At 66.9% G+C, this 26,943-nt stretch carries 17 protein-coding genes; 7 read left to right on the top strand and 10 right to left on the bottom strand.

The features are described from left to right. Positions 1–48 precede the first annotated feature (48 nt). From FHW94_RS17925 to FHW94_RS17915, 3 genes are read right to left on the bottom strand one after another with little or no spacing between them, the layout of a single operon-like run. Positions 49–1,527: a PepSY-associated TM helix domain-containing protein gene (locus tag FHW94_RS17925; RefSeq protein WP_168557183.1), complete on the bottom strand. Its 1,479-nt coding sequence runs from the start codon at positions 1,525–1,527 to the stop codon at positions 49–51. Beyond that, on the bottom strand, positions 1,524–2,090 hold the full coding sequence (locus tag FHW94_RS17920; protein WP_168557309.1) for a hypothetical protein: 567 nt from the start codon (positions 2,088–2,090) through the stop codon (positions 1,524–1,526). Before FHW94_RS17920 ends, FHW94_RS17925 begins: the two co-directional genes overlap by 4 nt. Further along, positions 2,084–4,363, bottom strand: coding sequence for a TonB-dependent receptor (locus tag FHW94_RS17915; protein WP_168557182.1), 2,280 nt, complete (start codon positions 4,361–4,363; stop codon positions 2,084–2,086). The genes FHW94_RS17920 and FHW94_RS17915 overlap by 7 nt, the downstream gene beginning before the upstream one ends. Positions 4,364–4,592: 229 nt before the next feature. On the opposite strand from FHW94_RS17915, the gene FHW94_RS17910 reads away from it, so the two are divergent. Both FHW94_RS17910 and FHW94_RS17905 read left to right on the top strand, forming a co-directional pair. Beyond that, the gene (locus FHW94_RS17910; protein WP_168557181.1) at positions 4,593–5,399 is read left to right on the top strand and encodes a FadR/GntR family transcriptional regulator; all 807 of its coding nucleotides are present in this window, start codon (positions 4,593–4,595) and stop codon (positions 5,397–5,399) included. Continuing rightward, positions 5,389–6,465 (top strand): hypothetical protein, encoded by a 1,077-nt coding sequence (locus FHW94_RS17905; protein ID WP_168557180.1) that lies wholly within the window; start codon positions 5,389–5,391, stop codon positions 6,463–6,465. Before FHW94_RS17910 ends, FHW94_RS17905 begins: the two co-directional genes overlap by 11 nt. 44 nt (positions 6,466–6,509) lie before the next feature. Here the strand turns inward: FHW94_RS17905 and FHW94_RS17900 are convergent, their stop codons facing one another. The 7 genes from FHW94_RS17900 to FHW94_RS17870 are packed head-to-tail and all read right to left on the bottom strand — an operon-like array spanning position 6,510 to position 14,943. Continuing rightward, positions 6,510–8,597 carry a beta-galactosidase gene (locus FHW94_RS17900; RefSeq protein ID WP_168557179.1) on the bottom strand — a complete coding sequence of 696 codons (2,088 nt, stop codon included), beginning with the start codon at positions 8,595–8,597 and terminating at the stop codon, positions 6,510–6,512. Positions 8,598–8,625: 28 nt separating this feature from the next. Beyond that, the gene (locus FHW94_RS17895) at positions 8,626–9,693 is read right to left on the bottom strand and encodes a Gfo/Idh/MocA family oxidoreductase (RefSeq protein ID WP_168557178.1); all 1,068 of its coding nucleotides are present in this window, start codon (positions 9,691–9,693) and stop codon (positions 8,626–8,628) included. Then, entirely contained in the window at positions 9,690–10,883 is a 1,194-nt protein-coding gene (locus FHW94_RS17890) for an extracellular solute-binding protein (RefSeq protein ID WP_168557177.1), read from the bottom strand. Before FHW94_RS17890 ends, FHW94_RS17895 begins: the two co-directional genes overlap by 4 nt. After that, a complete protein-coding gene (locus FHW94_RS17885; protein WP_168557176.1) occupies positions 10,880–11,992 on the bottom strand; it encodes an ABC transporter permease in 1,113 nt (370 codons plus the stop codon). Before FHW94_RS17885 ends, FHW94_RS17890 begins: the two co-directional genes overlap by 4 nt. After that, the gene (locus FHW94_RS17880; RefSeq protein ID WP_349237549.1) at positions 11,989–13,482 is read right to left on the bottom strand and encodes a sugar ABC transporter ATP-binding protein; all 1,494 of its coding nucleotides are present in this window, start codon (positions 13,480–13,482) and stop codon (positions 11,989–11,991) included. The genes FHW94_RS17885 and FHW94_RS17880 overlap by 4 nt, the downstream gene beginning before the upstream one ends. Further along, positions 13,479–14,486 carry a sugar ABC transporter substrate-binding protein gene (locus tag FHW94_RS17875; RefSeq protein WP_168557174.1) on the bottom strand — a complete coding sequence of 336 codons (1,008 nt, stop codon included), beginning with the start codon at positions 14,484–14,486 and terminating at the stop codon, positions 13,479–13,481. Before FHW94_RS17875 ends, FHW94_RS17880 begins: the two co-directional genes overlap by 4 nt. Before the next feature lie 4 nt (positions 14,487–14,490). After that, the gene (locus FHW94_RS17870) at positions 14,491–14,943 is read right to left on the bottom strand and encodes a MaoC/PaaZ C-terminal domain-containing protein (protein ID WP_168557173.1); all 453 of its coding nucleotides are present in this window, start codon (positions 14,941–14,943) and stop codon (positions 14,491–14,493) included. Positions 14,944–15,070: 127 nt separating this feature from the next. On the opposite strand from FHW94_RS17870, the gene FHW94_RS17865 reads away from it, so the two are divergent. From FHW94_RS17865 to FHW94_RS17845, 5 genes are all read left to right on the top strand, one after another. Continuing rightward, positions 15,071–16,162, top strand: a complete 1,092-nt coding sequence (locus FHW94_RS17865; RefSeq protein ID WP_246866238.1) for an extracellular solute-binding protein — start codon at positions 15,071–15,073, stop codon at positions 16,160–16,162. Between the two features lie 122 nt (positions 16,163–16,284). After that, a complete protein-coding gene (locus FHW94_RS17860; protein WP_246866237.1) occupies positions 16,285–17,886 on the top strand; it encodes an alpha-L-fucosidase in 1,602 nt (533 codons plus the stop codon). Between the two features lie 57 nt (positions 17,887–17,943). Next, positions 17,944–20,538, top strand: coding sequence for a TonB-dependent receptor (locus FHW94_RS17855; RefSeq protein ID WP_168557171.1), 2,595 nt, complete (start codon positions 17,944–17,946; stop codon positions 20,536–20,538). A 93-nt stretch (positions 20,539–20,631) separates the two neighbouring features. Further along, positions 20,632–24,111 (top strand): glycosyl hydrolase, encoded by a 3,480-nt coding sequence (locus tag FHW94_RS17850; protein ID WP_168557170.1) that lies wholly within the window; start codon positions 20,632–20,634, stop codon positions 24,109–24,111. Beyond that, positions 24,111–26,924 carry a family 78 glycoside hydrolase catalytic domain gene (locus FHW94_RS17845; RefSeq protein ID WP_168557169.1) on the top strand — a complete coding sequence of 938 codons (2,814 nt, stop codon included), beginning with the start codon at positions 24,111–24,113 and terminating at the stop codon, positions 26,922–26,924. Before FHW94_RS17850 ends, FHW94_RS17845 begins: the two co-directional genes overlap by 1 nt. The last annotated feature ends 19 nt before the right edge of the window (positions 26,925–26,943 follow it).

Raw genomic sequence — 26,943 nt, 5'->3', positions numbered from 1 at the left:
AGGATGGCCCTGTCCCAACGTGGCGCTGCGCGCAAGGTTGCCACGATCTTACGCTGCGCTGCGCCGTGCTACCGGCCAGGTCAAGGCGAGCAAGGCTGCGCCGCCAAGGCATAGCACGCCGTCGATCGGCCCGAGGCCGACCGTGGCCGCATGGACAAAGCCGAGTGCGACCAGCCCGGCCCCCAGCGCGCGGCGCAGGCCCACAGCCAGTCTGGCGCCGTCGATGCGGACCAGCGCCGCGCCCGCCACGATGGCGATGGTCAGAACGAGCCAGGTGATGGGCAAAGGTGCGCGGGGTGCCACCATGGCGATCATGGCCGTGATCATCAGCACCAGCGGCTGGCCCCAGCACACGGCGGCCCAGATGCGTTCCCACTGCGGCGCCGCGCGGCCGCGATCGCGCCGCCGCGCCAGCCAGATGGTCACCCCGCTGGACGTGACGACGCACAGCGCCAGCCCCAGCAGGCCATAGGCCACGCGCACCGCCGCGCCGCCGAACCAGCCGAAGTGCACCTGGCCGATGCCGCCCAGCACTTTGGTGCCGAGCGCGAGATCGGCGGGATGTTCTTCGGCCAGCACCGTGCCATGCGCGTCGAACTGCACTTCGTCTTGCGGCACCAGCAGGCGTGGCCGGGCGCTGTTGACCGTGATGCGCATGTCGGCGCGGCCGTGGCGCGCGATCGACACGGTCTGGGGCGCGGCCTCAGGCGTCCTGGCGCGCGCAATCGCCAGCAGGGCGGCGATATCGGGCATCGGCACGGCCCGCGCGTCTGCCGGCGGGGGCGGATCGATGAACAGGCCATAGACCTTTTGCGTGTCGCCCCGATAGAGCAACAGCGCCAGCGCGGCGACGATCAGCGTGCTCAGCCCCAGCAACGCACCGGTGAGCGCGAGGGTAAAATGAAACGGCAGCGCCCATACGCCCAGGCGGTTGTGCAGGTCTGCTTCCTGCAACCGGCGCGATCCGCCCAGCCGCAGGTGAAACGCATCGCGCACCACGCGCGGGTGGGCAAGAATGCCCGACACCAGCGAAGACAGCAGCGCGACGCCGGTAAGCCCGACGATGAACCCGCCCCAACTGCGCGGCAGATGGAGATTGACGTGGAGGTGGAGGAGAAATTCGGTCCACGGCGCATCCATCGGTACGAGCGCGCCATCGGGCGCCACGGCCCAGGTCTGCTCTGCGCGCTTGTTGCCATAGGCCATCAGCGTGGCGCCGGCCCTGGCCGGGCCCGGCAGGCTGAGCGAGAGCGTGGCATCGGGCGCGGCCTGGCGTTCGGCCAGCAACACGGCGCGCCCGGCGGCGCGATCCGACAGGCTCGGCACCACGGGTGCCTGGGGTACTTCCCAATGCTGCAGATCGGGCGAAAACACCACCAGCGTTCCGGTGAGACAGACCAGGTAGATCACGGCGGCAAAGGCCAGCCCCAGCACCGAATGGCTGCTCAGCACGGCGCGCACCGTTTCGGGTGAGAGCGGCCAGCGCCATTGCTTGCTGCGTGTGTTGCGCGGCGTCTGCTCGGTCATGCTGCCCCTCCCAATGCGGCGATGCCCAGGCCGAGCAGGCTGGTGCCGACCAGCACCGCCAGGGCCCGCAACAGGCGGCGGTCAGCCAGGGTCCAGGTCATCGCCAGGCCCCACAGCACCGGCATCAGCAATCCGCTCAGCACGATGCGGGTGCGCGGATCGCCCGGCAGGTAGACCGCCACGCACAACGCCACGGCGAGCGCGGCGACCATGCCCAACGGCCCGGCGAGCAGGGCGCGCAGCACGCCGCGCCATACGCGGCCTGGCTGTTCCAGCGGTTCGGGTGCGGCTTCCCCGGCGCGCGGGCGCGCGGCCTTGCGCTGCACCCGGCCCTGCCAGACAACACCCAGCGCGCCGATCGCCTGCATGGCGAGGGCAAGGGCCATGCCCTTGACCGGGCCAAAGGCCTGGATCGCCAGCGCCAGGGCAATGGCCGGCAGGCCCCATCCAGCAGCCACCAGCGCCAGGGCCATGCCATCGCGCCGTTGCCAGGATCGCCGCAACAGCGCCGCCCCCGCCGCGCCCGTGGCCAATAGCGCCAGGCTTGCTGGCGCGATCACCAGTGCAGCCCCGCGCCGACGCCGAACGTCTGTGGATCGCCCAGGATCGCCAGGCCCGCCGCGGTATAGTTGTACTGCCGGTATTTGGCGTTCAGTAGATTGCGCGCAAAGACGAACAGATTCCAATGATCGGCCTGATAGCCGATCTGGCCGTTGACCACAGTGCGCCCGCCGACGCGCGAACTGGCCTGGCTCTGGCCCACCCCGGTGAACACCGCGCTGCGATAGTTGGCGTTGAGATTGCCGCTGATCGGGCCGCGGCGGGCATTCACCCCCGCCGCCAGCGTCCAGCGCGGGGCATAGGGAAATTCGGTGCCATCGAGTTTGAGCGAACTCGTCGCCCCGGTGGGCAGGGTGAAATCATCGAAACGGGTGCGCGTGTGCCCAACCGACGCATAGAGATCGACCGCTGGCGAAAGGCGGCCGCTGGCCTCGATTTCAAAGCCATAGAGATGCGAACTGGCCGCGTTGACGGTGTTGTAATCGTAATTGTTGTCGCTGAAATAGGCGATGACCTGCTGGTTCTTCCACGTCATGTAGAACGCATTGGCGTTGATCAGCAGTTTGCCACCGAACCACTTGGACCGCAGCGATCCCTCGTAATTCCAGCTGAATTCGGGATTGTAGGGCACCAGGGTGGCGCGTGCCGGGTTCTGGCTCGACCCACCCGAACGATAGGCGCGCTGCACGGTAAAGGCGGTGGTCAGGCGCGGCGTCCAGTCCATGCTGATCCCCGCCTTGGGCAGGAAGGCGTGGAACGTGCGCGTGTTGGAGGCCATGGCCGAACTGGCGTCGTCGACCAAGCCCAGTACGCCGCTGTTCACCGCCGCAACCAGCGGGGCATAGCGCGTGCCGAGGAAATTGACGTCAGGCAGCGTGCCGGTGAACGTGGCCAGGGTTTGCGCGGCATAGCGGTTGCGTTCGCGGTCGAGGCGGAAACCACCAATCAGCGTCAACCGGTCAGCCACCTTGAAGCGCGCGTCGCCGAACACGGCCATCGTTTCCACCCGTTCCGGCTGGTAAGAGGTGTAGGCGACCGGAATGACGGGCAGAGCCTGGGCATAAGCGGCGGCGATGGTCCCGGCGGCCGTGGCGCCGACATAGGGCGTCAGCAGGCTGGTGATCGTGCCGGTGGGCGTGGTCACATTGACCTGGCTGTTGGCATCGAGCGCGCCGGTGCGGCGATAGTACCAGGCCCCGAGGAGGCCGCTCAGGCGATCGTCTTCGTAATTGAGGCGAAGTTCCTGCGTCAGCGTCTTGTAGCGATAATGGTTGTCGATCGCCGACAGGTTGACGGGCGTACCGTCCGAATCGGCGAGCGAGCGCACATCCGACCGGTTCCACGAGGTGGCGCTGGACAGCTTGAGATGATCGGTCAGCCGATAGCCGAGCTGGACCACGGCAATATCGCTCGCCACCCATCCCCGGTTGGGCTGATCAGAGGTGGACGTGCGGTTGTCATAGTAATCGGCCACGTCGGTGCGGGCATATTGGTAGAGATAGCCACCTTCGCGGCGGACGCGGTTGTAGCTGGCTGTTGCCTCGAAGCCGGGCAGGGCGGCCGGCGTCCACTTCAGCTTGCCGCGCAGGTTGAGCGATTGCATGGCATCATCATAGCCGCCGCGCGTGATGTTGCGGATCACGCCGCGGTTGGCGCGGCGCTCGGCCGAGAGGCGCAGGCCAAGTTCGTCGGTGATGATCGGGCCACCCACGGCCGCCGAAAAGGTGCGGTCGTTGCGGTCGGTCCACAAGACGCGCGCGTCACCGGTCCAGCTTTCGAGCGATGGGTCCTTGGTGGTTATGACAATGCCGCCCGCCATCGCATTGAGGCCTTGGATCGTCGATTGCGGCCCGCGCAGCACTTCCACCTGCTGTACATCCCACAGATCGGTGGGGCCGCCATAGAGCGCCTGGCGCGAGACCGGCGCGCCATCGACATAGACCGTTGCGGTATCGGATTGCCCGCCCCCGCCAACGCCCGAATTGGTGATGCCGCGAATGGTAAAGCCGGCCGCACCATAGGTGTCGGAAAGATTCGCGGTGCGCGCATAGACATCCTGGATCGACAGCAACGTTTCGCGCGCGATCTTGTCCGCAGCGGTCACGGCGATGCTGGTCGGCGTGTGCTGCAAGGTGCGCGCCGCCTTTTCCCCCGTGACGACGATTTCGCCGGGCGCGAACGCCGGCGGCGCCTCCGGCTCTTCGGCACGCGCAGCGGTGGGGATGGCAAGCGCGGCGAGTGCGCCACCGGCGAGCAAGGCGTGAATACGGATCAAAAAAGCCTCCCTGTTGCGGTTCGGCTCCTGACGCGAATAGTAATGAGAGTCAATCGCAATAAACCAAGGGCGGAAAATTCCGTGGTGGCGGATGTTTAGCCGCTTGGCGTGGCGCCGGCGGATTTCTGTGTGACCTCCGCGCGCTCGCACACATCGCACGGCAGCTAAAATATCATATAATCATATAATATGACTATTCGTCGGTCGCCGGTTGCCGTAGTCTGCTGCCATGTCGATTCTGGACAACTTGCTGGCGGATTCGCTCCAGCCGCGGCGCAACAACCATCTTGCCAGCCGCGGCGGCGCGCAGGCGTTGCGCAACAGCCATGACCAGGTCGTTACAGCGCTCGGCAGCGCGATCGTATCGGGCGCCTTTGCCCAAGGTGCTCATCTTCCCGGAGAGGACGCATTGCTTGGCCGCTTCGGGGTTTCGCGCACGGTGCTGCGCGAAGCGCTCAAGACGCTTGCCGCCAAGGGCCTGATCGTCTCGCGCACGCGGGTGGGCACCCGCGTCCTGCCGCGCCAGCACTGGAACCTGTTCGATACCGACGTGCTTTCCTGGCATGTGGTCGAAGGTGTCGAGAGCAGCCTGCGCGCCGAATTGACCGACTTTCGCTTTGCCATCGAGCCGGCCGCCGCAGCCTTGGCCGCGCGGCATGCCACGGCCGGGCAGATCGCGCAGATGCGCGAGCTGGTCGCTGCGATGGCCGCCGCGCAGGATTCGCGCCTGGCCTTTGCCCAGGCGGACCTGGCGCTTCACCAGTTGATCGGCCAGGCATCGGGCAACCGCCTGATGGCCGGGACCGGAGCCGTGATCGAGACGGCGCTGTTCGCCTCGTTCACGTTGAGTTCGCCGGTGGACGACCGGGCCGACCACGCCGCGAGCGTGCGCGGCCACGCGGCCATTGTCGAAGCCATTGCCGCGCGCGACGGCGTCGCTGCGGCAGAGGCTGTGCGCGGGGTGATCCGCCACGGCCAGGAGAGGATCGACGCTGTCGAACAGCGCCAAGGGGAGATCAAAAAACATGAACGATAGCCTTTCCCGCCGCGCCCTGCTGGCGGGGACTTCGGCCACGGCCGGCACGCTGCTGCTGCCGGGGGGCGCCAAGGCCACGGCGCGCGGTGCGCGCGACGCGGTCGCGCCCTTTCGCACGCCCTACAAACTGGGCCGCCTGGTTCTGGGCGGGTCCAAGGTGGCCGGCAGCTTTGATGAAAAGGCGGTCGATTGCCCGTTCGTGTTCCGGCACGATGGCCGCTTCTATCTGACCTATGTGGGCTTTGACGGCACCGGCTATCAAACCGGCATCGCCGTGTCCGACGATCTGGTGCATTGGCAGCGCCAGGGCGTGATCCTGGCGCGCGATCCCCAGGATCCGGTGACGCGGTTCAACGTGGCATCGGCGTCGATCCTGCGGGAAACCGCGATGGACGCGCCGGGCGCGCTGATCAAGGTGAACGGCGAATATGTCTGCGCCTGGCACGCCTATCCCAGTCCCGGTTATGAAGAGGGGGCGGCGGTGATCGGCCTGGCGTTCAGCCGCGATCTCAAGACCTGGCGGCGCGGCCCGCCGATCTTGCGCTCGGAAGACGGCGCCCCGTGGGAGCGCGGCGGGTTGTACAAGCCCTACCTGGTCAAGCATGGCGACCAGTTCCTGCTCTACTATAACGCCAAGACCGCCGAGAAGGACTGGCACGAACAGACCGGGGTGGCGGTTTCGTCTGACCTCAAGACCTGGCGCCGCCATCCGGGCAATCCGATCCTGCGCAACGGCGCACCGCCGGCACCGGATTCGCGGTTTGCCAGCGATCCGGTGGTGATGACGCACCAGGGCAAGTGGGTGATGTTCTACTTCGGCCTGTCGGGAACGGACTTCAAGGCGCGCGAACTGCTGGCGATCGGCGACGATCCGTTCACCTTCCGCAAGGTGGACGAAGTGCTGGTTGATGTCGGCAAGCCGGGGTCGATCGACGATGGCTATGCCCACAAACCGTCGGTGATTGTCTGGAAGGGAGACCTCTACCACTTCTATACCGCAGTGGGCGGGCCCTATCCCAACGATGTGCGGGGCATTTCGGTGTGCCGCTCGCGCCCCTGGGGTTGACCTGAAGCCTGGCGGCGCGCCAGCGATCGGGCGCGCTGCCGGGGTCACGGCACTTGCGCCACCAGCACGCCGTGCCCGCCCAGTTGCCCGCTGTCCAGGCGGCCGACCAGTGCCTTGGCACCGGCGGGCAGGGTGAGCGGCCGGGCGGCATCGGCATGATTGATCGCGATCAGTAAAGTGCGCCCGGCGCCGCGGCGCAGCCCGATTTCCACGTCCGACGCTGCCCACGGCACGATCGGCGCGACGCCCGCCTGCGTCACGAGCAGGCCGGCCAGGCGCGAGAGTGCATCGGGTTCGAGCCAGGCGCCGACATAGACCACGCGCCCGCGCCCGACCTTGCGCGAAACGACGGCCGCCTTGCCATCAAGCCAGCCGCCCGGTTGGGCATAGCGCGCCAGGATTTCCACGCCCGGCGCGTCGGGCACCAGTGCCTCGGCCCAGATCGCGGCCTTGGCTTCGCCCGATGGACCGGCCAGTGGACCGGTCAGCGCCACCGTGCCGTCCTGGACATAGAACTGTTCGACATGGGCGCCGAGCAGATCGCGCAAGGGGCCAGGCTGGCGCGCGTCCCACAAGGCGTTGGCATCGTCCTTCTGGCCTGTGCGCGGGCCAAGCACGAGCGTGCCGCCGTTGCGCACATAGGCGGCGAGGTGCTGTGCCTCGGGCGCGGTGAGCACGTTGAGGCTGGGCGCCACCACCAGGCGATAGCCGGCCAGGTCCGCCATGGGCGAAACCACTGCCGCCCCTTGCGCGGCGATGCGGAATGGGCGGTAGAAATCGGTGAACTGGCGGATCGGATCGAAATCCTTGTGCATGCGCTGGAGATCGATTGCCCAGCGGCTGTCATAGGAAAAGAGAAAGGCCATGTCCGCCACCGGATCGGTGCCGGCCAGCGCCTTTGAGGCCTGGGCCAGTTCGCCACCCAGGCCGGCGATTTCCGCAAAGATCGGCGCCGGTGTGCCATCGGGCGCCAAAAGCGTTCCGTAGTTGGTTTCCTGTCCGTTGGGGGCGGGGCGGAATTCCCAATAGAGGATGGCGTCGGCGCCGTGCTGCACCGCTTGCCAGCCCATCTCGCGCACTTGGCCCGGCTGCATCGCGCGGTTGACCGGCACCCAGTCGATCCGCCCGGCCTGCGTTTCCATCAGCCAGAAGTTCTTCTGCTTGTAGCCGCGCACCAGATCGTGATCGGCGCCGTTGGCGATCCAGTCCGGCTCGGCATCCTGGATGTAATTGTCCCAGGCTGCGATATCGAGGCCCTGGTGCAAGGCGAAATGATCGAAACCATCGTTCCAGAACATCGTGTTGGTGGTGATGAACTGGCGTGGATCGGCCAGGCTGCGGATCGCATCGGCCTGGTTCATGACGTAGCTGGTCCAGGTGGCGGTCAGGAAATGGCGGAAATCGAGCAGCAGGCCGGGGTTCTGCTGGCCGGTCAGGTGCATGGGCACCTGGTCGAACCGCTGGTAGCTCTGGCTCCAATAGGCCGTGGCCCAGCGCTGGTTCAATGTGTCGATCGTGCCATAGCGTTGCGCCAGGAACGCGTGCCAAAGCTTGGCCGCTTCGGGATCGAACGAGGGCAGGCCGATTTCGTTGTCGATCTGCCAGCCGATCACGGTGGGATTGTGGCCATAGCGGCGGCCCATTTCCGTGGCGATGCGCCGGGCGAACTGGCGATAGCGCGGGCTGGCGAACGAGAAATGCCGGCGGCCGCCGTGACCGGCGCGGGTGCCATCTTCATCCACGCGCAGGATATCGGGATAGCGTTCGCTCATCCAGATCGGCGAGGCGGCCGTGGGCGTGCCCAACACCACGCGAATGCCGTGCCGCGCCGCCGCGGCAATCGCGCGATCGAGCCAAGCGAAATCGAACCGGCCTTCGTCGGGCTCCATCCGGCTCCAGGCGAATTCGGCAATGCGCACGGTGTTGATGTGCGCCTGCTGCATCAGCACCAGGTCAGTGTCCCAGCGGCTTTCGGGCCACTGTTCGGGATACCACGCCGTGCCAAAGGCGATGCCGGGCGCTGCGGGCAATGATGCGGCAGGCGCAGGGGCCGCGCTGGCGGACGTGGCGGCGGCGCCAAGGGGCGATAGCAACAGGCCAAGCGCCAGGATGCGGTGGGCAAAGGTGATCATGATAACCCCGTGTTTGCAGGCGGGTGATTCAATCCTGCGGGATGGGAAAAGCGGGCTGGCGCGCCGCGGCATAGCAGGCCTCGACCAGCGCCATCGTCTGCCAGGCATCATCGACCTGGGTGGCAAGGCGGGTGTCTTCGCCGCTGGCAAAGCGTTGCAGGTTGCACATCGGACCCAGGAATGCGTCGGGAAACCAGCCGCCGGCCAGCGGCACCTGTTGCCAATCGCCGCCGCGCCGCACGATCCACAGTTCGTCGGGCTCTCCCACCGGATAATCGAGCAGCAGGCCAAGCTTGACCATCGCGGCGCCTTCGGTCCCCTCCACGCGGAAGGCGGCATCCTGGAACCGCCGCGCGAAATCGTGGTGATGGTTGATCGACAGCGTGACGCGCAGCGGCGCGGGGTAATCGAGGATGATCGTGGTGCGCGTATCGGCGAGCGGGCTGCCGGGATAGCCAAAGCCGCGCGCAAAGACGCCGCGCGGATTGCCGGCCAGCGCGCGGATCGCATCGAGGTAATGGATCGAGTGCGACACGATTTCGACGCGCGGGTTGGGCACGAGGTGCGGAAACAGGTGCCAGGGCGTAGCCAGGTTGAGATGCACTTCGATTTCCAGCAGCATGCCCAGATCGCCGCGCGCGAGGCAGTCTGCCAGGGCCAGCATCATCGGCGCATAGCGCAACTGGAAATTGACGGCGGCGGTCTGGCCCCGCGCGTGCACCGCGCTGCGGATGGCCCGCGCGGCGTCGAGGTCAAGGCCCATCGGCTTTTGCAACAGCACTGTGGCGCCCGGCGGCAGCGCTTCCAGGATGGCAAGGTGCGCCATTGGAGGTGCGGCCACGTCGAACACGGCGTCGGCTTGTGCGGCGGCGCTGGCGAGCGTGGGATAGACGTGCGCGACGCCGAATTCCGCAGCGAGGGCAGCGGCGCGGGCCTGATCGGGATCATAGACGCCGCACACCGGCAGGCCAGCCTTGCGATAGGCGGGAAGATGGGCATCGCGAGCAATGCCGCCCGTGCCGATCACCACGATCGGCCGGGGATTTGCGGGCCGATCCCATGCCTGGCGCAGCGGCGGGGCCGATGGCGCGGTCATGCCAGCGCCTCCGCCCGGCGTTGCGCCTGCGCCAGCAGATCGCCGGTCGGCCGATCGCCGGTGACCGCCTGGCCCAGGATATCGTCGATGATGTGCGAGATATCCGCCAGGCGCGTGGTGCAGGGCAGGGTGCGCGCGCAACTGTGCAGCCATTCCAGGCGATGGTAATAGGGAATGGCGGCGTTGACGGCCGGATCGGCCCAGGTCGATCGCCGCGTGCCAATTGCGCCATGGGTGGTGGTGAGCAAGTCCATCTCGGGCCGGGTGCAATGCCGCATGAAATCCCAGGCCAGGGCCGGGTTGGCTGACCCGCTGCCCAGGGCCAGCACCCAGAACACGTTGAGCGAAACGGTGCCGCCGCCCGGTCCGGCCGGCAGCGGCGCCACATCGACCAGGCCGCGCACCGCGCTGTCGGGCGCGGTGTCGGCATAGGCGGCAAAGCCGAACCAGTTGGCCATCATCGCCACCTGCCCGGCAGCGAACATCATGCCCGATCGCACGCTGTCGGTGGCGCGGGCCTCGGCCGCGACCGCCTGATCGTCTCGCGCCAACGCGCGCAGGAAATCGAGCGCGGCGTGGGCCTGCGGAGAGGCGAAATCGGGCCGGCCTGCGGCGGTGAACGGCTCCCCGCCGCGCGACCAGATGTGGATGCAGAAATCGTAGAAGCCGTTGTGGCCATCGGGAAACAGCGCCAGCACCGAGCCGTTGACGCCCCGCGCGGGATCGTGCAGCCGCCGTGCGGCGGCGTGGTATTGCGTCCAGGTTTGCGGCACCGCAAGGCCCGCCGCCGCGAGAAGATCCTTGCGATAGACCAGGCATTCCGGGCCATCGTGATAAGGCAGGCCCCAGACGCCGCCCGCGAACGCCTGCATCGTGGTGAGCGAGGGGCTCCACCCTTGGGGATAATCGCAGGCCGGGCGCCGGGCCATCCACGGGGCCAGGTCGGCGAGTTGGCCCATGGCCTGCGCCTGTGCCAGCCAATCGGTACACAGGAACGCGATGTCATAATCCCCACGCGCCAGGCCGCCCTGCGCTATGGCGTTGTGATGCAGCGCGTTGAGATCGAGCACGTCCAGTTCGATCCGGGCGCTGACGCCGGCGTGGCGCGTAAAATCGGCGAACTGGGCGGCAATCGCGCTTTCGAACGGGGCGAATTCCCGCACGGCAATGCGCAGAACGGTTTCGGTCATCGTGTTTCCCCGCGTTTGCGGTTGCCCAGGGTATAGATCGCGGCGGCAATGATGATCACTGCCCCTTCGATGATGCCCTGGTAGTTGGCGCCCAGGTTGAGAATGTTGAAGCCGTTGGTCAGGGTAAAGAGGATCAGCGCGCCCGCAACGGTCTTGATCACGCTGCCTGCCCCGCCATAGAGCGAGGTGCCGCCCAGGATCGCGGCGGCAATCACGGTCAATTCCGCGCCCTGCATCGCGGTGGGATTGATCGCGCCGAGCCGGCAGCCGAACAGGCACCCGGCAAAGCCGGCGGCCAGGCTCGACAGGACGAATGCCCCGATGCGATAGGCGCGCACATCGATGCCGGAAAGGCGCGCCGCTTCGGCATTGCCGCCCACGGCCTGAAGCCGCCGCCCCATCATGGTGCGCTCCATCACGAACCAGGCCGCGGCAGTAAAGGCAATGAGGTAGGCCACCGGTGCGGCCACCGTGAAGCCACGCCCCACCACGGCGGCAAGGCCGAGCAGGGCCGCCCCGGCGAGCGCTATTCCCCAGGCCCGCCGCAGCGTGGCGAGGCCAAGGGCCACCGCGCCCAGCACCAGCAGCGCCCAGAACAGCGGCACCCGCGTGCTTTCGAACGCGAGCATCTGCGCCAGCACCTGCGGATCTTCCACCATCAGCGAGCGTCCGTCGGTGACCACCAATACCAGCCCGCGCACGGCAGTCAGCGTGCCGAGCGTGACGATGAAGGCGTTGATGCCAACCAGTTCGACGATCACGCCGTTGAATATGCCGATCATCGCCGCCGTGCACAGCGCGCAGCCGAGCGCCGGAACAAAGCCAATCTTCCCGGCCAGGCCGACCAGCACCGCCGCCGCTAATGCGGCGACCGATGCCACGCTCAGGTCGAATGCGCCGGTGATCAGCATCACCGTCATGGCCACGGCCATGATGCCGACGAGCGAGGCCTGATAGGCGATATTACCGAGGTTCGAGGGCGCGAGATAAGGCGGCAGGCCGCGGCTTGCTGCCAGGGCGGCAAGAATACCGAGCAGAACCAGCAGCGCATAGAACACACCGGCCTGGCGCAGGCCCAGGCTCTGCCGCCAGGGTGAAGAGGCGATCATGCAGGTGCTCCATCGCAAGGCGGCGCACTGCCGCTTGCCAAAAGGGTAAGGTCGATTTCGCTCGTCCGCGCCGGATCTGCGCAGGCCACCACCGCGCCATCGCGCATCACCAGGATGCGATCGCTCAAGGCCAGCAGTTCTGCAAAATCCGACGAGACCAGCACGACGGCGAGGCCCTGGTCGGCCAGCCGCCGCACTTGTTCGAGGATATCGATACGCGCACCGATATCGATGCCGGCAGTCGGCTCGTCCAGCAGCAGAACGCGGGTTTGCGGCGTCAGCCACTTGGCCAGCACCACTTTCTGCGCATTGCCGCCCGAAAGCGTGCCAACCGGCCGCTGCGCATCATCAGCCTTGATGCCCAGCGTGGCGATCGCATGATCGGCCCGCTGCCGTTCGGCGGCGCGGTCGATACGCCAGCCGGTGCCGGGCAGGGCGATGTTGTCGGCAATGCTAAAACCGGCCACGAAGCCCTGGCGCTTGCGGTCTTCGGGCACCAGCGCCAGGCCAGCGGCGACCGCCGCGCCGGTTTCCGCCACAACCGGCACGCCATCGACCAGCACTTGCCCGCGCGCTTGCGGATCTGCGCCGAACACGGCGTGCAGCAGTTCGCTGCGACCCGCGCCCAGCATGCCGGCGATGCCCAGGATTTCCCCCGCACGCAGATCGAACGTGGTGGGCGAAAGGCCCGCGGGCGAGGCCAGGTCGCGCACGGCCAGCCGGACCTCTGTTCCCACCTGGCGTTGCCGCCGTGCCAGCATGGCAACGTCGCGGCCGCTGATCGTGGCGGCGAGGCTGGCTTCGTCCAAGTCGCCGGTGGCGCGGTGAAGCACGTCGCAGCCATCGCGCAGGATCGTGACGTGGTCGGTCAGGGCCAGGATCTCGTCCAGGAAATGCGAGACAAATACGATCGCCTTGCCTTCCTGGTAGGCCAGGCGACGCACCACGTCATACACAGCGGCCCGGTCACTGGCGCCAAGCGAAGCGGTGGGTTCGTCCATCACCAGCACTTGCGCGCCGCCAAGCAGCGATTGCGCGATGCCGACCATCTGCCGCGCGCTGATCGGCAGGTGGGCGACAAGGGCATCTAGCGCGAAGGGATCGCCCAGCTGCGCCACCACCGCGCGGGCGCGGGCGCGCTGGTCACGGTCATGGCGCTGCCAACCCGGCGCATCCAGCAGGATGTTTTCCAGCGCGGAAAGCGTCGGCACCAGGGGGATGTGCTGGTAGAGCGTGGAAACGCCGCTGCGCCGCGCATCGGCCGGGCGCCGCCAGCGGACGGGCTGGCCCTGCCACACGATCTCGCCCTGCGTAGCAGCGGTGGCGCCGGACAGGATAGCGATCAGGGTCGATTTGCCCGCGCCGTTCGCGCCCAGCAAACCGTGCACGGCGCCCGCATGGATTTCCAGCGACGCATCGACCAGCGCCTGCGTGCCGTTGGGATAGCGCTTGGCGATATGGCGCAGCGCAAGCAGGGGGGACGCGCTCACCATTGTCCGGTGCAATCGCTGGCGGTGGCGCGGGTGACGGCGTGGATCGGATAAGTGCGAAACCGTGGCGTGCCCGGCGCGGGCGGGCGCTGCAGAGCCGCAAAGGCGAGCGCGCCCAACGCCTCTGGCTGAAAGCACACCGTGCCATTGATCGCGCCGGCCTTGAGCGAGGCGATGGCGAGGCGCGAGCCGCCGATGCCGATCAGCCGCGCTTTCGAACCGGCCGCCCTGACCGCTCGCGCGCAGCCGATCACCATGTCATCGGCCTGGTTGAAGAACAGGTCGATGCGCGGATTGGCGGCAAGCATGTTCTGGCAGACGGCCTCGCCCCCTTCGGGTGTCCAGTTGCCGGGCTGGGTTGCCACGATGGCGTAGGGAATTCGCCGCGCCGCAAGGCCGGCCAGAAAGCCGCGTGTGCGCTGCTCCACTTCGGGAAAGCCGGCTGCCCCTTCGACGATGGCGATCCTGGCGGTTTGCCCGGCGGGCAGGATGTCTGCCGCCAGATCGCCTGCCGCGCGCCCGGTGGCGACCTCGTCTTGCGAGACGAGCGCGGCAAGGCCCGGATAGACATCTGTCACAGCCCGGCGGCGGGGATCGCCCACCAGGGCGGCAACCGCCACGACCGGCACCTGGGCCGCCTGGGCGCGGCCGACCCAGCCTTGCGCGACGATCGAATCCAGCGGCATGATTGCCAGGCCCTGCGGGCGCTGGGCGATCAGGTCGTCGATATCGTTGGCCTGCTTCTGGATATTGGCCTTGCCATCGAGCACGATGGCCTGGGCACCGGCCTTCTGCGCAGCCTGGCGAAACCCCTTGGCGATCGCGGCGGCGAACGGAAAGCTGATGCCCACGGTGGACAGGGCATAGCGCGGCGCGCCGGGCGGTGGGGCGACAAGGCCGGTGTCGCCGGCATCGCCATGGCGCGCCAGCGCCACCAGCGAAAGACCGCCCACCGCGACGATCGCGGCTGCCACCAGCAGGGGGATGGGGCGAACCGGGCGCACCGGATCAGGCCGCAGCCTGGCGGCGGTTGACGAGGTAGAGATGCTCGCACGCCAGCACGGTCTCACCGCGCTGGTTGCGGATGTCCACCGCCTCGGTCACCACGCCCTGCGCCGCGCGCTTGGGATGGTCGCGCTTGTCGGTAATGCGGGTGATCGTGGTGATCGTGTCACCGATATGGACCGGCCGGATGAAGCGGAGCCGGTCATAGCCATAAGACATCGCGCAAGGATTGATCACCGTGGCCGTCAGGCCGATGCCGATGCTGAATATCAGCGTGCCGTGGGCGATGCGCTGGCCGATGTCTTGCGTGGCGCACCAATCGGCGTCCATGTGATGTGGAAAAAAGTCTCCGGTGTGGCCGGCGTGAACGATGAAATCGGTTTCGGTGATCGTGCGGCCAAAGCTGCGCCGTTCCGTGCCAAGAACATAATCCTCGAAAAACTGCTCGACTACCATCTCTCGACCCTCTCCGAAATCTATTTTGTCATTTTTATAATATTTATATTATGAATATGCTGTAGCATATCGCGAGTCAACCAGTGTTGTTGATGGCAACATCGAGCAGGAGGATGGGATGAAAGGCATGACCTGGGACCACGCGCGCGGGTTCGAACCGCTGGTGGCCGCATCGCGCGAATGGGCGCGCAAGACTGGCGTGGCGATCACGTGGGAACGGCGCTCCCTCCAGGATTTCGAAACCCATCCGGTTGAAGACCTGGCGCAGGCGTATGACCTGGTGGTGATCGATCACCCCCACGTCGGCATCGCGGCGCAATCTGGCGCGCTGCTGCCGTTCGATGGCGGTGATGCCGACGCTGCCGCCGGCAGCGTCGGCGGCTCTTACGAAAGCTATGCCTGGGATGGGTGGCAATGGGCGCTGCCCATCGATGCGGCGGCGCAAGTGCAGGCCTGGGTACCGGAACGGATCGCGGCGCCCTTGCGCGATTGGGACAGCGTGTTGCGCCATGCCGAAGCAGGCCAGATCGGCCTGCCGCTGCGCGCGCCGCACAGCCTGATGAGCCTGATGACGCTTTGCGGCCTGATGGGCATCGCCTTGCGGCCAGAGCCGCGCGTGCTGTTTCCGCAAGCGGCGGTGCGCGCGGTGGAGCACCTCTATGCCCTGGCGGAGCGCGTGGCGCCCGGCGCGGACCAGAGCGATCCCATTGCGGTGCTGGAGGATATGGCTCACCCGGATTCCCCGCTCGTCGCCGCGCCGCTGATCTACGGCTATGTCAGCTATGCCGAGGCGGATTTTCGCCCGGTTCGACTGGCATTTGCCGATCTGGCACCGATCGCCGGCGCCGTGCCGACCGGCTCGGTTCTGGGTGGCACCGGGATTGCCGTGTCCCGCCTGAGTGCCGATCCTGCAGGAGCGATGGCGTTCGCGCGCTGGCTGGCAAGCGGGCCCGTTCAGGCCGGCATCATTGCCACTTGCGGTGGCCAGCCGGCACACGCCCGGGCCTGGGACGATGGTTGGGCCAACGCGGCGACGCGGGATTTCTACCGGGCGACTCGGGCCACGCTCGACCACGCGTGGATACGCCCGCGCCACCCCGGATACATGCCGTTCCAGGACGAGGCGTCGGGCCTGATCATGGCCGCCATCGCCGGCAAACAGCCCGCCGAATCGCTGGTTCGCGCGCTCAATCACCGCTTTGCGCAAAGCCTGCGGTAACGTTTGGCAACGTGTGAATGTGTGTTCGGTAAAAAACATCTTGTTCATATACGAACAATCTGCCAAATAGTCCACAGCCCGCGCAGAGGGGCGACGAAAGGATTGAGGATATGGCTACGGCCATGAAGGGTCTCTCTCGCATCATGCTGGTGTCCGCGCTTGCCGGGGGATGTGCCTTGGCCGCGCCGGCACAGGCGCAGCCGGGGATTTCGTCCGATCCCAAGGCGGCAGCGGCGCAAATCGCGCGCATGGATCGGGAAGTGGCAAAGGGCACGTTCAAGGCGGACTGGCAGTCCTTGGCTGCGTATCGCGTGCCGGAATGGTACCGTGATGCCAAGTTCGGCATATTCGTCCATTGGGGCGTCTATGCCGTGCCTGCGTCCGGCAGCGAATGGTACTCGCGCAATATGTATGTGCCCGGGCACGCCGATTTCGCGCACCAGCGCAGCGTGTTCGGTGACCAGACAGTGACCGGATACAAGGATTTCATCCCGCAGTTTCGCGGGCAGCGCTTCGATCCCGCCGCATGGGTCGCGTTGTTCAAGCGGGCGGGCGCCCGCTATGTCGTGCCGGTTGCCGAACACTGCGACGGATTTTCGATGTATGGTTCGGCCATCAACCGCTGGAACGCGGCGGCGATGGGCCCGCAGCGCGACGTGGTGGGCGAACTGGCCAAGGCGGCCCGTGCGGCCGACCTGCATTTCGGCCTGTCGTCACACCGGGCGGAACACTGGTGGTGGTATGGCCAGGCGCCGGCCGGCAGCGACGTGTGGAACCCGGCCTATGCCGACCTCTATGGCCCCGCCGCCTCGCGCACCCTGGCCGGGGCCGATCCGGGCGTGGAGCCCGATCCCAACCACCTGGAGCAGTGGAATCCGCCGTCCAAAGCGTTTCTCGATGATTGGCTTGCCCGAACCGGCGAAGCGATCGAGAAGTACAATCCCGAATTCGTCTATCTCGATTGGTGGATCAACCAGCCGGCTTTCACGCCTTATCTGCAACGGCTGGCGGCCTATTACTATGATAGCGCGGCGCGACGCGGCGTGGGGCCGGTGCTGAGTTACAAGGAAGAAGCGTTTCCGGCCGGTTCGGCGCTGTTCGATATCGAGCGCGGCCGCCTCGATGCGCTGCGGCTGCTGCCCTGGCAGACCGACACTTCGATCAGCATCAAGAGCTGGGGCTATGTCGAGAACGACAATTATCGCACCGCGTCCAGCCTGGTGGCGACGCTGGTGGACGTGGTGTCCAAGAACGGCAACCTGTTGCTCAATGTCGGCCCCAAGGCCGATGGCACGATCCCTGACCAAGCCACCAAAGTGCTCAACGAGATCGGTGGCTGGCTCGCCGTCAATGGCGAGGCGATCTATGGCACGCGGCCCTGGGTGATGTTTGGCGAAGGGCCTACGCGCAACGCTGTCGGCTCGCTCCAGGAAGGCGGCGATCCTGCCTATACGCCGGCGGACATCCGCTTCACCACGCGCGCCGGGCGGCTCTATGCCCTGGGCCTGGCGCATCCGGCCGATGGCAAGGTGCGCATCGGCGTGCTCTATGCCGGCAACCCTTATGCACCGCCGATCGCGTCCGTGCGCCTGCTCGGCAGCGAGGCACCGGTCGCCTGGCACCAGGAAAAGGACGGGCTGCACCTGACCTTGCCGGCCACCTCGGCAAAGCCCGCCATGCCTTATGCGCTGCGCATCGAATTCACGCCCTCGAAGCAGACCTGACGGGGCCATCGAACACCACAAGCTGACACAAGTTTGGGACAATGGGGAGGTTATGCAATGAAGAACGTGGGAGCCTATCTCTGCACCGCGGCGCTTGGTGCGCTGATCGTGCCAAGCGCATCAGCCCTGGCGCAGACCGCGGCGGGCACGGCCACCGATGCCACTGCCGCTGCTTTGAACACCGACGATAGCGGCATTGTGGTCACCGGCGTGCGCGCCAGCTTGCGCAGCGCGCAGGAACGCAAGGCCAACGCGAGCCAGATCGTGGATTCGATCGTGGCCGAAGATATCGGCAAGCTGCCTGACCAGAACACCACCGATGCCCTGCAGCGCGTGACCGGCGTACAGATCGAGCGCGATTACGGCGAAGGTTCGACCGTCTACGTGCGCGGCCTCGCCCAGGTGAACACCACGCTGAACGGGCGTGAGATCTTTACCGCGCAGGGTTCGCGCGGCCTCAACCTACAGGATATCCCCGCCGAACTGCTGGCCGGGCTGGACGTCTACAAGTCGCCCTCGGCCAATCTCATCGAAGGCGGGCTGGGCGGGTTGATCGACCTGCGCACGCGCCGTCCGCTCGATTTCAAGGGGTTGACCGTGGCCGGCAACGTGCGCGGCATCTATTCCGATCTCGCCAAGGAACTGACCCCAGCCATATCGGGCCTGATCGCCGATCGCTGGGACACCGGCGCGGGCGAGATCGGCGCCCTGGTCAGCGTATCGTACCAGCAGCGCAAGTTCCGTTCCGACCTCATTTCCACCGGCACGCCGGCCAGCAGCACCACGATCGTGCCGGGCCAGACAGTGGTTGCCCCCAACGGCGCCTATGATGTGACGCCTTACGGCGATCGTCGGCGCCTGGGCATCAGCGGAACGTTGCAGTGGAAGCCGTCACCCAATCTCGAAATCTATTTCGAAGGGCAATATGCCCGCTTCAACAATCTCAACGACAATTACGGCGGTTCAGTGGGCCTGGGCGGGCTGACGGCGGAACCGGGCGCCACCGTGGCGGCCAATGGCGATGTGACCAAGGCGACCTATCTCAACGCCCCGCTCACCGTGCTGTCCTATGCCTATGACACGCGCGACCGCATGACGCAGTTTGCTGGCGGCGGCAAATGGACCAACGACAAGCTGACCGTGTCGACCGACATCAGCTATACCAAGGCCACCGGTTCCGTGGTGTTCAACAGCGGCTTCACCGGCGCCACGATCCCGCGCTTCTCGGTGGACAACACCGCGTTCGTGCCCGGTTCGAGCGCCAATGGCTATGACCTGCTCAGCCAGTCCAACACCAATTTCCAGTTCCTGCTCTACCAGGGCACGCAAAATAAGGCTGACCAGTTCGCCGGTACGCTCGATGCGTCCTATGCCGTGGATGGTGGCTTCCTCAAGGCGATCGATGTCGGTTTCCGCTATGGCAACCGCTCGGCGCAATCCAACCAGACCAGCTTCTTCCTGTTCAGCGGCGCACCGGGCACGGCGGCTCCGTCGATCCTGGCGGCTAACCCTGCCAGCGATTTCTTCAGTCGCGCCTCGCAGGGCACGCCGCTGCTCTCGAACTACTTGGTCATCCCCGTGCCCATGCTGCGCGATCACCTGAGCGAAGTGCAGACGGCGCTGGGCTTTACCGCCACCGATCCGGTCGATGGGCCGCTGGCGTTTTACCGTGTCACGGAAAAGACCACGGCGCTGTATGCCATGGCGCGCTTTGGGACGCCCAATGGCCTAGTCGATGGCAATGTCGGCCTGCGCTATGTGCACACGCAGACCGCGCTCAATGGCAATCGCACGCTTTCGGGCGGCGGGGTCGGGCCGATCTCGGTCAATTCCAGCTACGACGATTTCCTGCCTTCGGCCAATATCCGCTTCAACCTGACCGACAAGCTCAAGCTGCGGCTGGCCGCGTCGAAAGTGGTCACACGGCCCAACTTCAGCGATCTTTCGCCCTCGCTCACGCTCAATTCGGTGCAGCAGAACGGATCGGCCGGCAATCCCTATCTCAAGCCGCTCAAGGCCGACCAGCTCGACGCCTCGCTAGAATACTATTTCGCGCGCGGCTCCTCGCTCTACGGCGCACTGTTCTACAAGAAAGTGCGCAACTTCATCTCGGTCAATCCGTCGGTCGAAGTCTATGACGGCATCACTTATACGATCAGCCGACCTGACAACAACCAGGGTGGCGAGATCAAGGGCGCCGAAGTGGGCTACCAGCAGTTCTTCGATTTCCTGCCTGGCGCGCTGTCGGGTCTGGGTCTCCAGGCCAACTATACTTATGTCGACAGCAAGACGACCTCGTCGATCGTGGGGCAGACCACGCCATTGCAGGGCCTGTCCAAGCACACCTACAACTTGGTGGGGATGTACGAGAAATATGGCGTTTCCGCCCGCGTCGCTTATAACTGGCGTAGCACCTATTTCGACAGCACCTATCTGTTCAATGGGGTGGGGCAGCCCAGCTTCCGGCGCGGCTATGGCTGGCTGGCCGCTTCGATCGGTTATGACGTGACGCCCCGCGTGACGATCAGCCTGGAAGGCAACAACCTTACCCGCGTGATCCGCCGGTCCTATTACAACAATATCGACAGCCGGCCGCACGAAACCCAGATCGACGATCGCCAGATCATCTTCGGGGTTCGCTTCAAGTTGTGATGCGCACCTCTATCGGGCAGGCTTTCGCCATGAGAGCCTGCCCGTGCGGAGCGCCGGCAGGCGCACGAGCTTTGGCCCAGACAAAGGCAATTCATGTCAGCAACGCCTGAATTCCAGAACCCAGGGCGCGGTATCAACCTGGATCGCCGGTCTGCCCTGGTGGGTGGATCGGCGGCGTTGCTTTATGCGGGCACAAGCCATGCCGTACCGGCCAAGGCGGGCGACGATGCGGCAGCGCCGGCCGGCGATTGGGCCAGAGCCTTTGATACCCCCCCGCGCGAGGCGGGGCCGGGCGTCTATTGGTACTGGCTGGACGGCGCGGTGACCAGCGCAGGCATCACTGCCGATCTTGAAGCGATGCACGCCAACGGTATTTCCACCGCGATGGTCTTTGCCATTGGCGCATCGCCCAAGCCGCCGCTAGTCGATCCTCCCGCCGATGCCCTGACCCCGCAATGGTGGGGCTTGATCGACCATGCCGTGGCGCAGGCCGAGCGGCTGGGCATCACCCTTTCGCTCAATATCTGCGATGGCTGGGCCACGGCGAGCGGGCCCTGGATCACGCCCGATCTGTCGATGCAGGTGCTGACGTTCTCCGAAGCGCGCGCGATCGGCCGGCAGCAGGCGATCCGGTTGGCGCCGCCGCCGATGCGCCGCAACTGGTATCGCGACGTCGCCGTGCTGGCCTTTCCCTGGCCCGAGGCGCTGGACGAAAGCAGTATCACCCGCAAGCCGCGCGTGCGCGCAGACCTGCCGCTGGCCGGGCCAGACCTGTCGCGCATCCTGGATCCTGGCAACGACAAGGATATTTTCGACACGACCGAGGCCGGGCACGTCGATTTCGCTTTCGACCGGCCCTTTACATTGCGCTCCGTCACTGTGCGGACGCCATCGCCGTGGGGCTATTCGCCCGGTGTCTATCGCGCGGCCAATTCGCTTTGGGTTGAAGCGAGCGACGATGGCGTGGCGTTCCGCCCGGTCGGTCGCCTCGAATATCCGCAACACGGCTGGCAGACCGACCTTACCACGCTGACCCACGCGCTGCCCGAAACCACCGCGAAGATCTTCCGTTTCCGCCACGAACCGCAGGCACCGGGCCCCTATTTCGAGAATTACGATTTCGGCCAGGACGTGCGCCTGCGTCTGTTCAGCCTGGAGCTTTCGGCGCGCCCGGAAATCCACCAGATCGTGGGCAAGACGGCGGCGCAATGGTCGATCAGCCGCCGCACCGATGCGCGCGACGTGCCCGATGCGGTGTGCGTCGATCCGGCCACGATCGTAGATCTCAGCGATCGCATGGCGCCAGACGGCACCCTGGATTGGACGCCGCCACCGGGACGTTGGCGGATTCTGCGCCTGGGGCACACCAGCAATGGCCGCGAGAATTCCGCGGCCGGCGGCGCGCAAGGATTGGAAGTGGACCGGTTCAACCGCAACGCGGTTACCATGCAGTTCGATCGCTGGTTCGGGGCGGCGCTCGATCGCATCGGCCCGGCGCGGGCTGGCAAAGTGCTCGACACTGTGCACGTCGATAGCTGGGAGGCGAGCGGGCAGAACTGGACTGCCGATTTCCCCGATCGGTTCCAGGCGCTGCGCGGTTATACCCTGATGCGCTGGTTGCCGGTGTTGGCCGGGGTGCCGGTGGCGAGCGCGGCGCGCAGCGAAGCGGTGCTGCACGATTTCCGCCAGACCGTGGCCGATCTTACGCAAAGCGAATTCTTCGCCACGGTGGCGAGCCTTGCCCATGCACGTGGCTGTCGGTTCAGTGGGGAGCCGGCCAGCCCGACGTATGCGGTCGACGGCTTGCGCTGGGCCGAGGCGACCGACGTGCCGATGGGCGAATTCTGGCTGCGCACGCCGCGCAACGACAAGCCGACCGACGTGGCGGACGCCGTTTCGGGTGGCCGCATCTATGGCAAGCGCATCATCGCCACGGAAAGCTTCACTGAAAACGACATCCGCTGGGACGAACATCCCGCGATGCTCAAGCCGCTGGGTGACAGGCATTATTGCCGGGGCATCAATCGCTTCATGCTGCACGTCTATACCGCGCAGCCGTTTCTCGATCGCGCGCCGGGCATGACGCTCAACGGCATCGGCACGGTGTTCAGCCGCACGCAGACCTGGTGGGCCCAGGCGCACGGTTGGTTTGATTACCTGCGGCGCTGCCAGGCGGTGTTGCAGCGCGGTGTGCCAATCAGCGACGTGGCGGTGTTCACGGGCGAAGAAGTGCCCAACCGGGCGTTGCTGCCCCATCAACTCGATGGGCCGCTGCCCGATGGCATCGCCTATGATTCCATCAACCGCGACGCGCTGGTGCGGCTGGCTGGCGTGGAAGACGGTGCGATCGTATTGCCCGGTGGCATGCGCTATCGCCTGCTCGTGCTGCGCACCGGCGCGCGCTATTCCAGCGTGTTCCTGGCCGCGTTGGAACGGCTGGTGCAGGCCGGCGCCACGGTGCTGGGGCCAAGGCCGCTTGGCCCGGTGGGGCTGGAGCCGGACGCCGGGCAGTTTGCCAGCCTGTGCAAACGGCTATGGCCTGGCAGCAGCGACCAGGGGGAAACGCGGCTGGGCGCGGGGCGCGTGGTGTGGGGCCAGACGCCAGCACAAGTGTTGCAAGATATGGGCATTGCCGCAGACCTTGCGGCTCCGGATGCGGCAGGGCTGGAGTGGACCCACCGGCGCGACGGCGCGAGCGACGTTTATTTCGTTGCCAATACCGGCGCGGCGGTGGTGGACACCGATCTGTCGCTGCGCGCCAAGGCCAGCCACGTGGCCATCTGGGATGCACTGGAAGGCGAGCGCATGGCCGCGCCGGTCTGGCGGCAGGACGCTGCGCGCACTGTGCTGCCCTTGCGATTGGCGCCGGGCGAAAGCCGCTTCATCGTGCTGGGCCAGCAGGGGATGGCGCCGCATCTGGCAGATGCGCACCTCGATCGTGGCCAGCGGCTGTGCTGGCAGGCCGGGCGGCTTGCGCTGGCGGGTGGCGGCATTGCGGCCTTGCGCCGTTCCGATGGACGCGCACTGGCGCCGGTGGTGCCGGCACTGCCGTCGATCCTGCTGGATCAGCCCTGGACTTTGCGCTTTGCCGGTTGGCGGGCGCCTGCGGACCGGATCGACCTGGCCCAACCCGCACTGTGGAGCGACCTTGGCCCCGACCGCGTGCGGTTTCATGCCGGATCGGGGTGCTATGTCACGCAGGTCGATCTGCCGCGCGGCCAGTTTGCCCGCGATCGCCGCTTGATCCTTGAGCTTGGCACGGTACACGAGATAGCCGAGGTGACGGTAAACGGCCGCCGCGCCGGCGTGCGCTGGATGGCTCCGTTCCGGCTGGACATCACCGATTTCCTGCATCCGGGCCGCAATGCGATTGGCATTACCGTCACCAACGTGTGGCACAATCGCCTGGTCGGTGATCGCGCCTTGCCCGAGGCAGAGCGCATTGCCTGGGTCTATCCCCGTCTGCGCGGCACCAAGGACTGGCTGCCTGCGCAAGACGCCGCGCTGTTGCCGGCGGGCCTGGCGGGACCGGTGCTGATCGTCCCCGAAGTGTTGGTGGAGATACCCGCCTGATGGCGCTGGACCGGCGCACGGCGATGGCGACCATGGGCGCGCTTCCGTTCACCGCCGCGCATTCAAGGGCCGGGCTGGCGCCGCCCGGTGATCTCCGGGCGCAAGACCTACGGGTCGAAGGGCTGGTTGATCCATCCGGGCTCGACCGGATGCGTCCGCGCTTTTCCTGGGCGCTCGCGGCGCGCGAGGCGCGGGCGCGGGGCCTTGTGCAGGCAGGGTTCGAGATCGTGGGCGGCACCGACCGCGCGGCCGTTGCTGCCGGCCGTGGCGCGCTGTGGTGCGGCGCGCCCAATGCGGGGCCCCAAACCCTGGCGCTGCCCGCGCAGCCGCTGCCGCTGGAAAGCCACCGCGCCTATTGGTGGGCGGTTCGCGTCTATGACGCGGCGGGCCGGCCAAGCCCATGGAGCGCCCCGGCGGCGTTTCTCACCGGCATGCTCGCCACCTCGCAGTGGCCGGCGGCCTGGATTGCGGCCAGGCCCGATGTTGCCGTGCCGCCCCATCGCCAGGGGCAGGCGCGCGCAGACATGGTGCCTGCACGGCCCTTGCCGATCATGCGGCGCGTGTTTCGCCTGGCTGCTTCGCCGCGCCGGGCGGTGGTGTCCGTCTGCGGGCTTGGCCAATATGGCCTGGCCATCAACGGCCAGCGCGTGGGCCGGGCGGCCTTGGCGCCAGGATGGAGCAACTATCGCCGCAGCGTGCTTTACGACACCTATGACGTAACCGCGCTGCTTGCCGCCGGGGAGAACGTGCTTGCCATGATGCTGGGCAACGGCATGTACAACGTGGAGGCAAAGACCGGGCGCTATACCAAGTTTCTCGACAGCTTCGGCCAACCCAAGGCGATCCTGGCGATGACCATCGAACACGCCGACGGCCGTGTCGAACAGGTCACCAGCGATGCGCTGTGGCGTTGGCTGGAAGGACCGATCCGCTTCTCCTCGGTCTATGGCGGCGAGGATTGGGACGCGCGGCTGGTGCCGCCGGGCTGGATGGAGCCCGGCTTCGACGATCGCGGCTGGCAGCCGGTGCACCAGGTGCCTGGGCCGGGCGGTGCCTTGCGCGCAGGCATGGTGCCGCCGGTGGTGGCGGCGCGCAGCCTGGCGCCCGTTTCGATTGCCGAGATTGCGCCGGGTGTCGTGCTGGTCGATTTCGGCGTGAACTTTGCGGGCCGGCCGCGCATCGTCGTCGATGCGCCTGCCGGCGCCACGCTGACCGTGGTGCCGGGCGAAGCGCTGGACGATCATGGCCGCGTGAGCCAGCGCAGCTTCAACGCCGGGCCGGGCAACGGCGTGCAGTTCACCTCTGTCTGCGCCGGTCGTGGGCCCGAGCGTTTCGAGCCGCTGTTTACCTATCACGGCTTTCGCTGGCTGGAGCTGCGTGGCTTGCCCCGCGCCGCGATCAGCGCGGTGGAAGGTTTGGTGCTGCATGCCGATCTGGCTCGGGTGGGCCAGTTCCATACCGATGATCGGCTGCTCAATGGCATTCACGGCCTGATCGACCAGGCGGTAACGAGCAACATGGTCTCGGTCCTCACCGATTGCCCGCACCGTGAAAAGCTTGGCTGGCTGGAGCAGACCTATCTCAACGCGCCGACCGTTCTCTACAACCGCGATGCCGCACCGCTTTATGACAAGCTGGTGTGCGATATTGCCGAGGCGCAGCAGGATGATGGCATGGTGCCGGGCATCGCGCCTGAATATGTCGCGTTCCAGGATGACCAGGGCCGGGATCAGGTCTGGCGCAATTCGCCCGAATGGGGCGCCGCGGCCGTGCTGGCACCCTGGGCTGCCTATCGCCTTGGCGGCGATGCCACGCTGCTGGCGGCCGCCTGGCCTGCGGCGCAGCGCTATTGCGCCTATCTCGCCGCGCGCGCGGTTGAGGGCACTGTTGATTTCGGCATCGTCGATTTCGGCATGGGTGACTGGTACGATCTTGGCCCCAACGAGCCTGGCGAAGCGCAACTGACCTCGCGCGCACTGGTGGGCACGGCCACGCGGATTGCCTGCCTCCAGGCCATGGCGCGGATTGCACCGCTGGTTGGCCAGGGTGCGCAGGCTGCCGATTTTGCGGCGCAGGCGGCGCGGGTCACGCGGCAGTTCAACGCCCGTTTCCTCGATCCTGCCACGGGCCGCTATGAACGCGGCAGCCAGACCGCGCAGGCCATGCCGCTGGCGCTCGATCTCGTACCCCCGGCGCAGCGCCAGGCCGCGCTGACCGCGCTGATCGCAGCCATCCGGCGCGAGGGCAATGGCGTGACGGCGGGCGACATCGGCTATCGCTACGTGCTCGATGCCCTCGCCGCCGCCGGGCGCGACGATGTGATCCTCGCTATGCTCAAGGTCCGCGATCGCCCCGGATACGCGATGCAACTGGCGCGCGGCGCCACCGCCCTGACCGAGGCGTGGGACGCCAATCCGACGAAATCGCTGAACCATTTCATGCTGGGGCAGGCCGAGGACTGGTTCTATCGCCGGCTCGCCGGGCTCGATATCGATCATGGTCGCACACACGCTGCGGCGTTGCGCGTGGCGCCACAGATCCTGCCGGGCCTGGGCAGCGTCGCCGCCAGCCACCGCCTGCGCGAAGGCGTGCTTTCGTGCGCCTGGCGGCAGGAGGCGGGTATCTTGACGGTGGAGGTGGTGGTGCCTGCCGGCCGGCAGGCGCACCTGGTGCTGGCACGCGCGGTGCCCGGCACTCTGCGCGAACAGGGCCGTCCGCCGGCGCGTGTGCCCGGCGTCAAAGGATTTGCGGCGGGCCCGGCGATCGTGCTCGGTTCGGGCCATTACCGCTGGACGGCCCGCGCGGCAGATTGAGCGCACGGGCCGCCGTGCC

It is taken from the genome of Novosphingobium sp. SG720 (genome assembly GCF_012275365.1).
GTDB lineage: Bacteria > Pseudomonadota > Alphaproteobacteria > Sphingomonadales > Sphingomonadaceae > Novosphingobium > Novosphingobium rhizosphaerae.
The sequence above is the reverse complement of the archived record's forward strand: the minus strand, read 5'-3'. Positions and strand labels throughout refer to the sequence as shown.

Excerpts from the sequence above, each read along its gene's own strand:
- FHW94_RS17925 (WP_168557183.1), bottom strand. The coding sequence starts at position 1,527 with ATGACCGAGCAGACGCCGCGCAACACACGCAGCAAGCAATGGCGCTGG.
- FHW94_RS17855 (WP_168557171.1), top strand. The coding sequence starts at position 17,944 with ATGAAGAACGTGGGAGCCTATCTCTGCACCGCGGCGCTTGGTGCGCTG.
- FHW94_RS17885 (WP_168557176.1), bottom strand. The coding sequence starts at position 11,992 with ATGATCGCCTCTTCACCCTGGCGGCAGAGCCTGGGCCTGCGCCAGGCC.
- FHW94_RS17860 (WP_246866237.1), top strand. The coding sequence starts at position 16,285 with ATGAAGGGTCTCTCTCGCATCATGCTGGTGTCCGCGCTTGCCGGGGGA.
- FHW94_RS17905 (WP_168557180.1), top strand. The coding sequence starts at position 5,389 with ATGAACGATAGCCTTTCCCGCCGCGCCCTGCTGGCGGGGACTTCGGCC.
- FHW94_RS17865 (WP_246866238.1), top strand. The coding sequence starts at position 15,071 with ATGACCTGGGACCACGCGCGCGGGTTCGAACCGCTGGTGGCCGCATCG.
- FHW94_RS17845 (WP_168557169.1), top strand. The coding sequence starts at position 24,111 with ATGGCGCTGGACCGGCGCACGGCGATGGCGACCATGGGCGCGCTTCCG.
- FHW94_RS17890 (WP_168557177.1), bottom strand. The coding sequence starts at position 10,883 with ATGACCGAAACCGTTCTGCGCATTGCCGTGCGGGAATTCGCCCCGTTC.
- FHW94_RS17900 (WP_168557179.1), bottom strand. The coding sequence starts at position 8,597 with ATGATCACCTTTGCCCACCGCATCCTGGCGCTTGGCCTGTTGCTATCG.
- FHW94_RS17870 (WP_168557173.1), bottom strand. The coding sequence starts at position 14,943 with ATGGTAGTCGAGCAGTTTTTCGAGGATTATGTTCTTGGCACGGAACGG.
- FHW94_RS17850 (WP_168557170.1), top strand. The coding sequence starts at position 20,632 with ATGTCAGCAACGCCTGAATTCCAGAACCCAGGGCGCGGTATCAACCTG.
- FHW94_RS17895 (WP_168557178.1), bottom strand. The coding sequence starts at position 9,693 with ATGACCGCGCCATCGGCCCCGCCGCTGCGCCAGGCATGGGATCGGCCC.
- FHW94_RS17910 (WP_168557181.1), top strand. The coding sequence starts at position 4,593 with ATGTCGATTCTGGACAACTTGCTGGCGGATTCGCTCCAGCCGCGGCGC.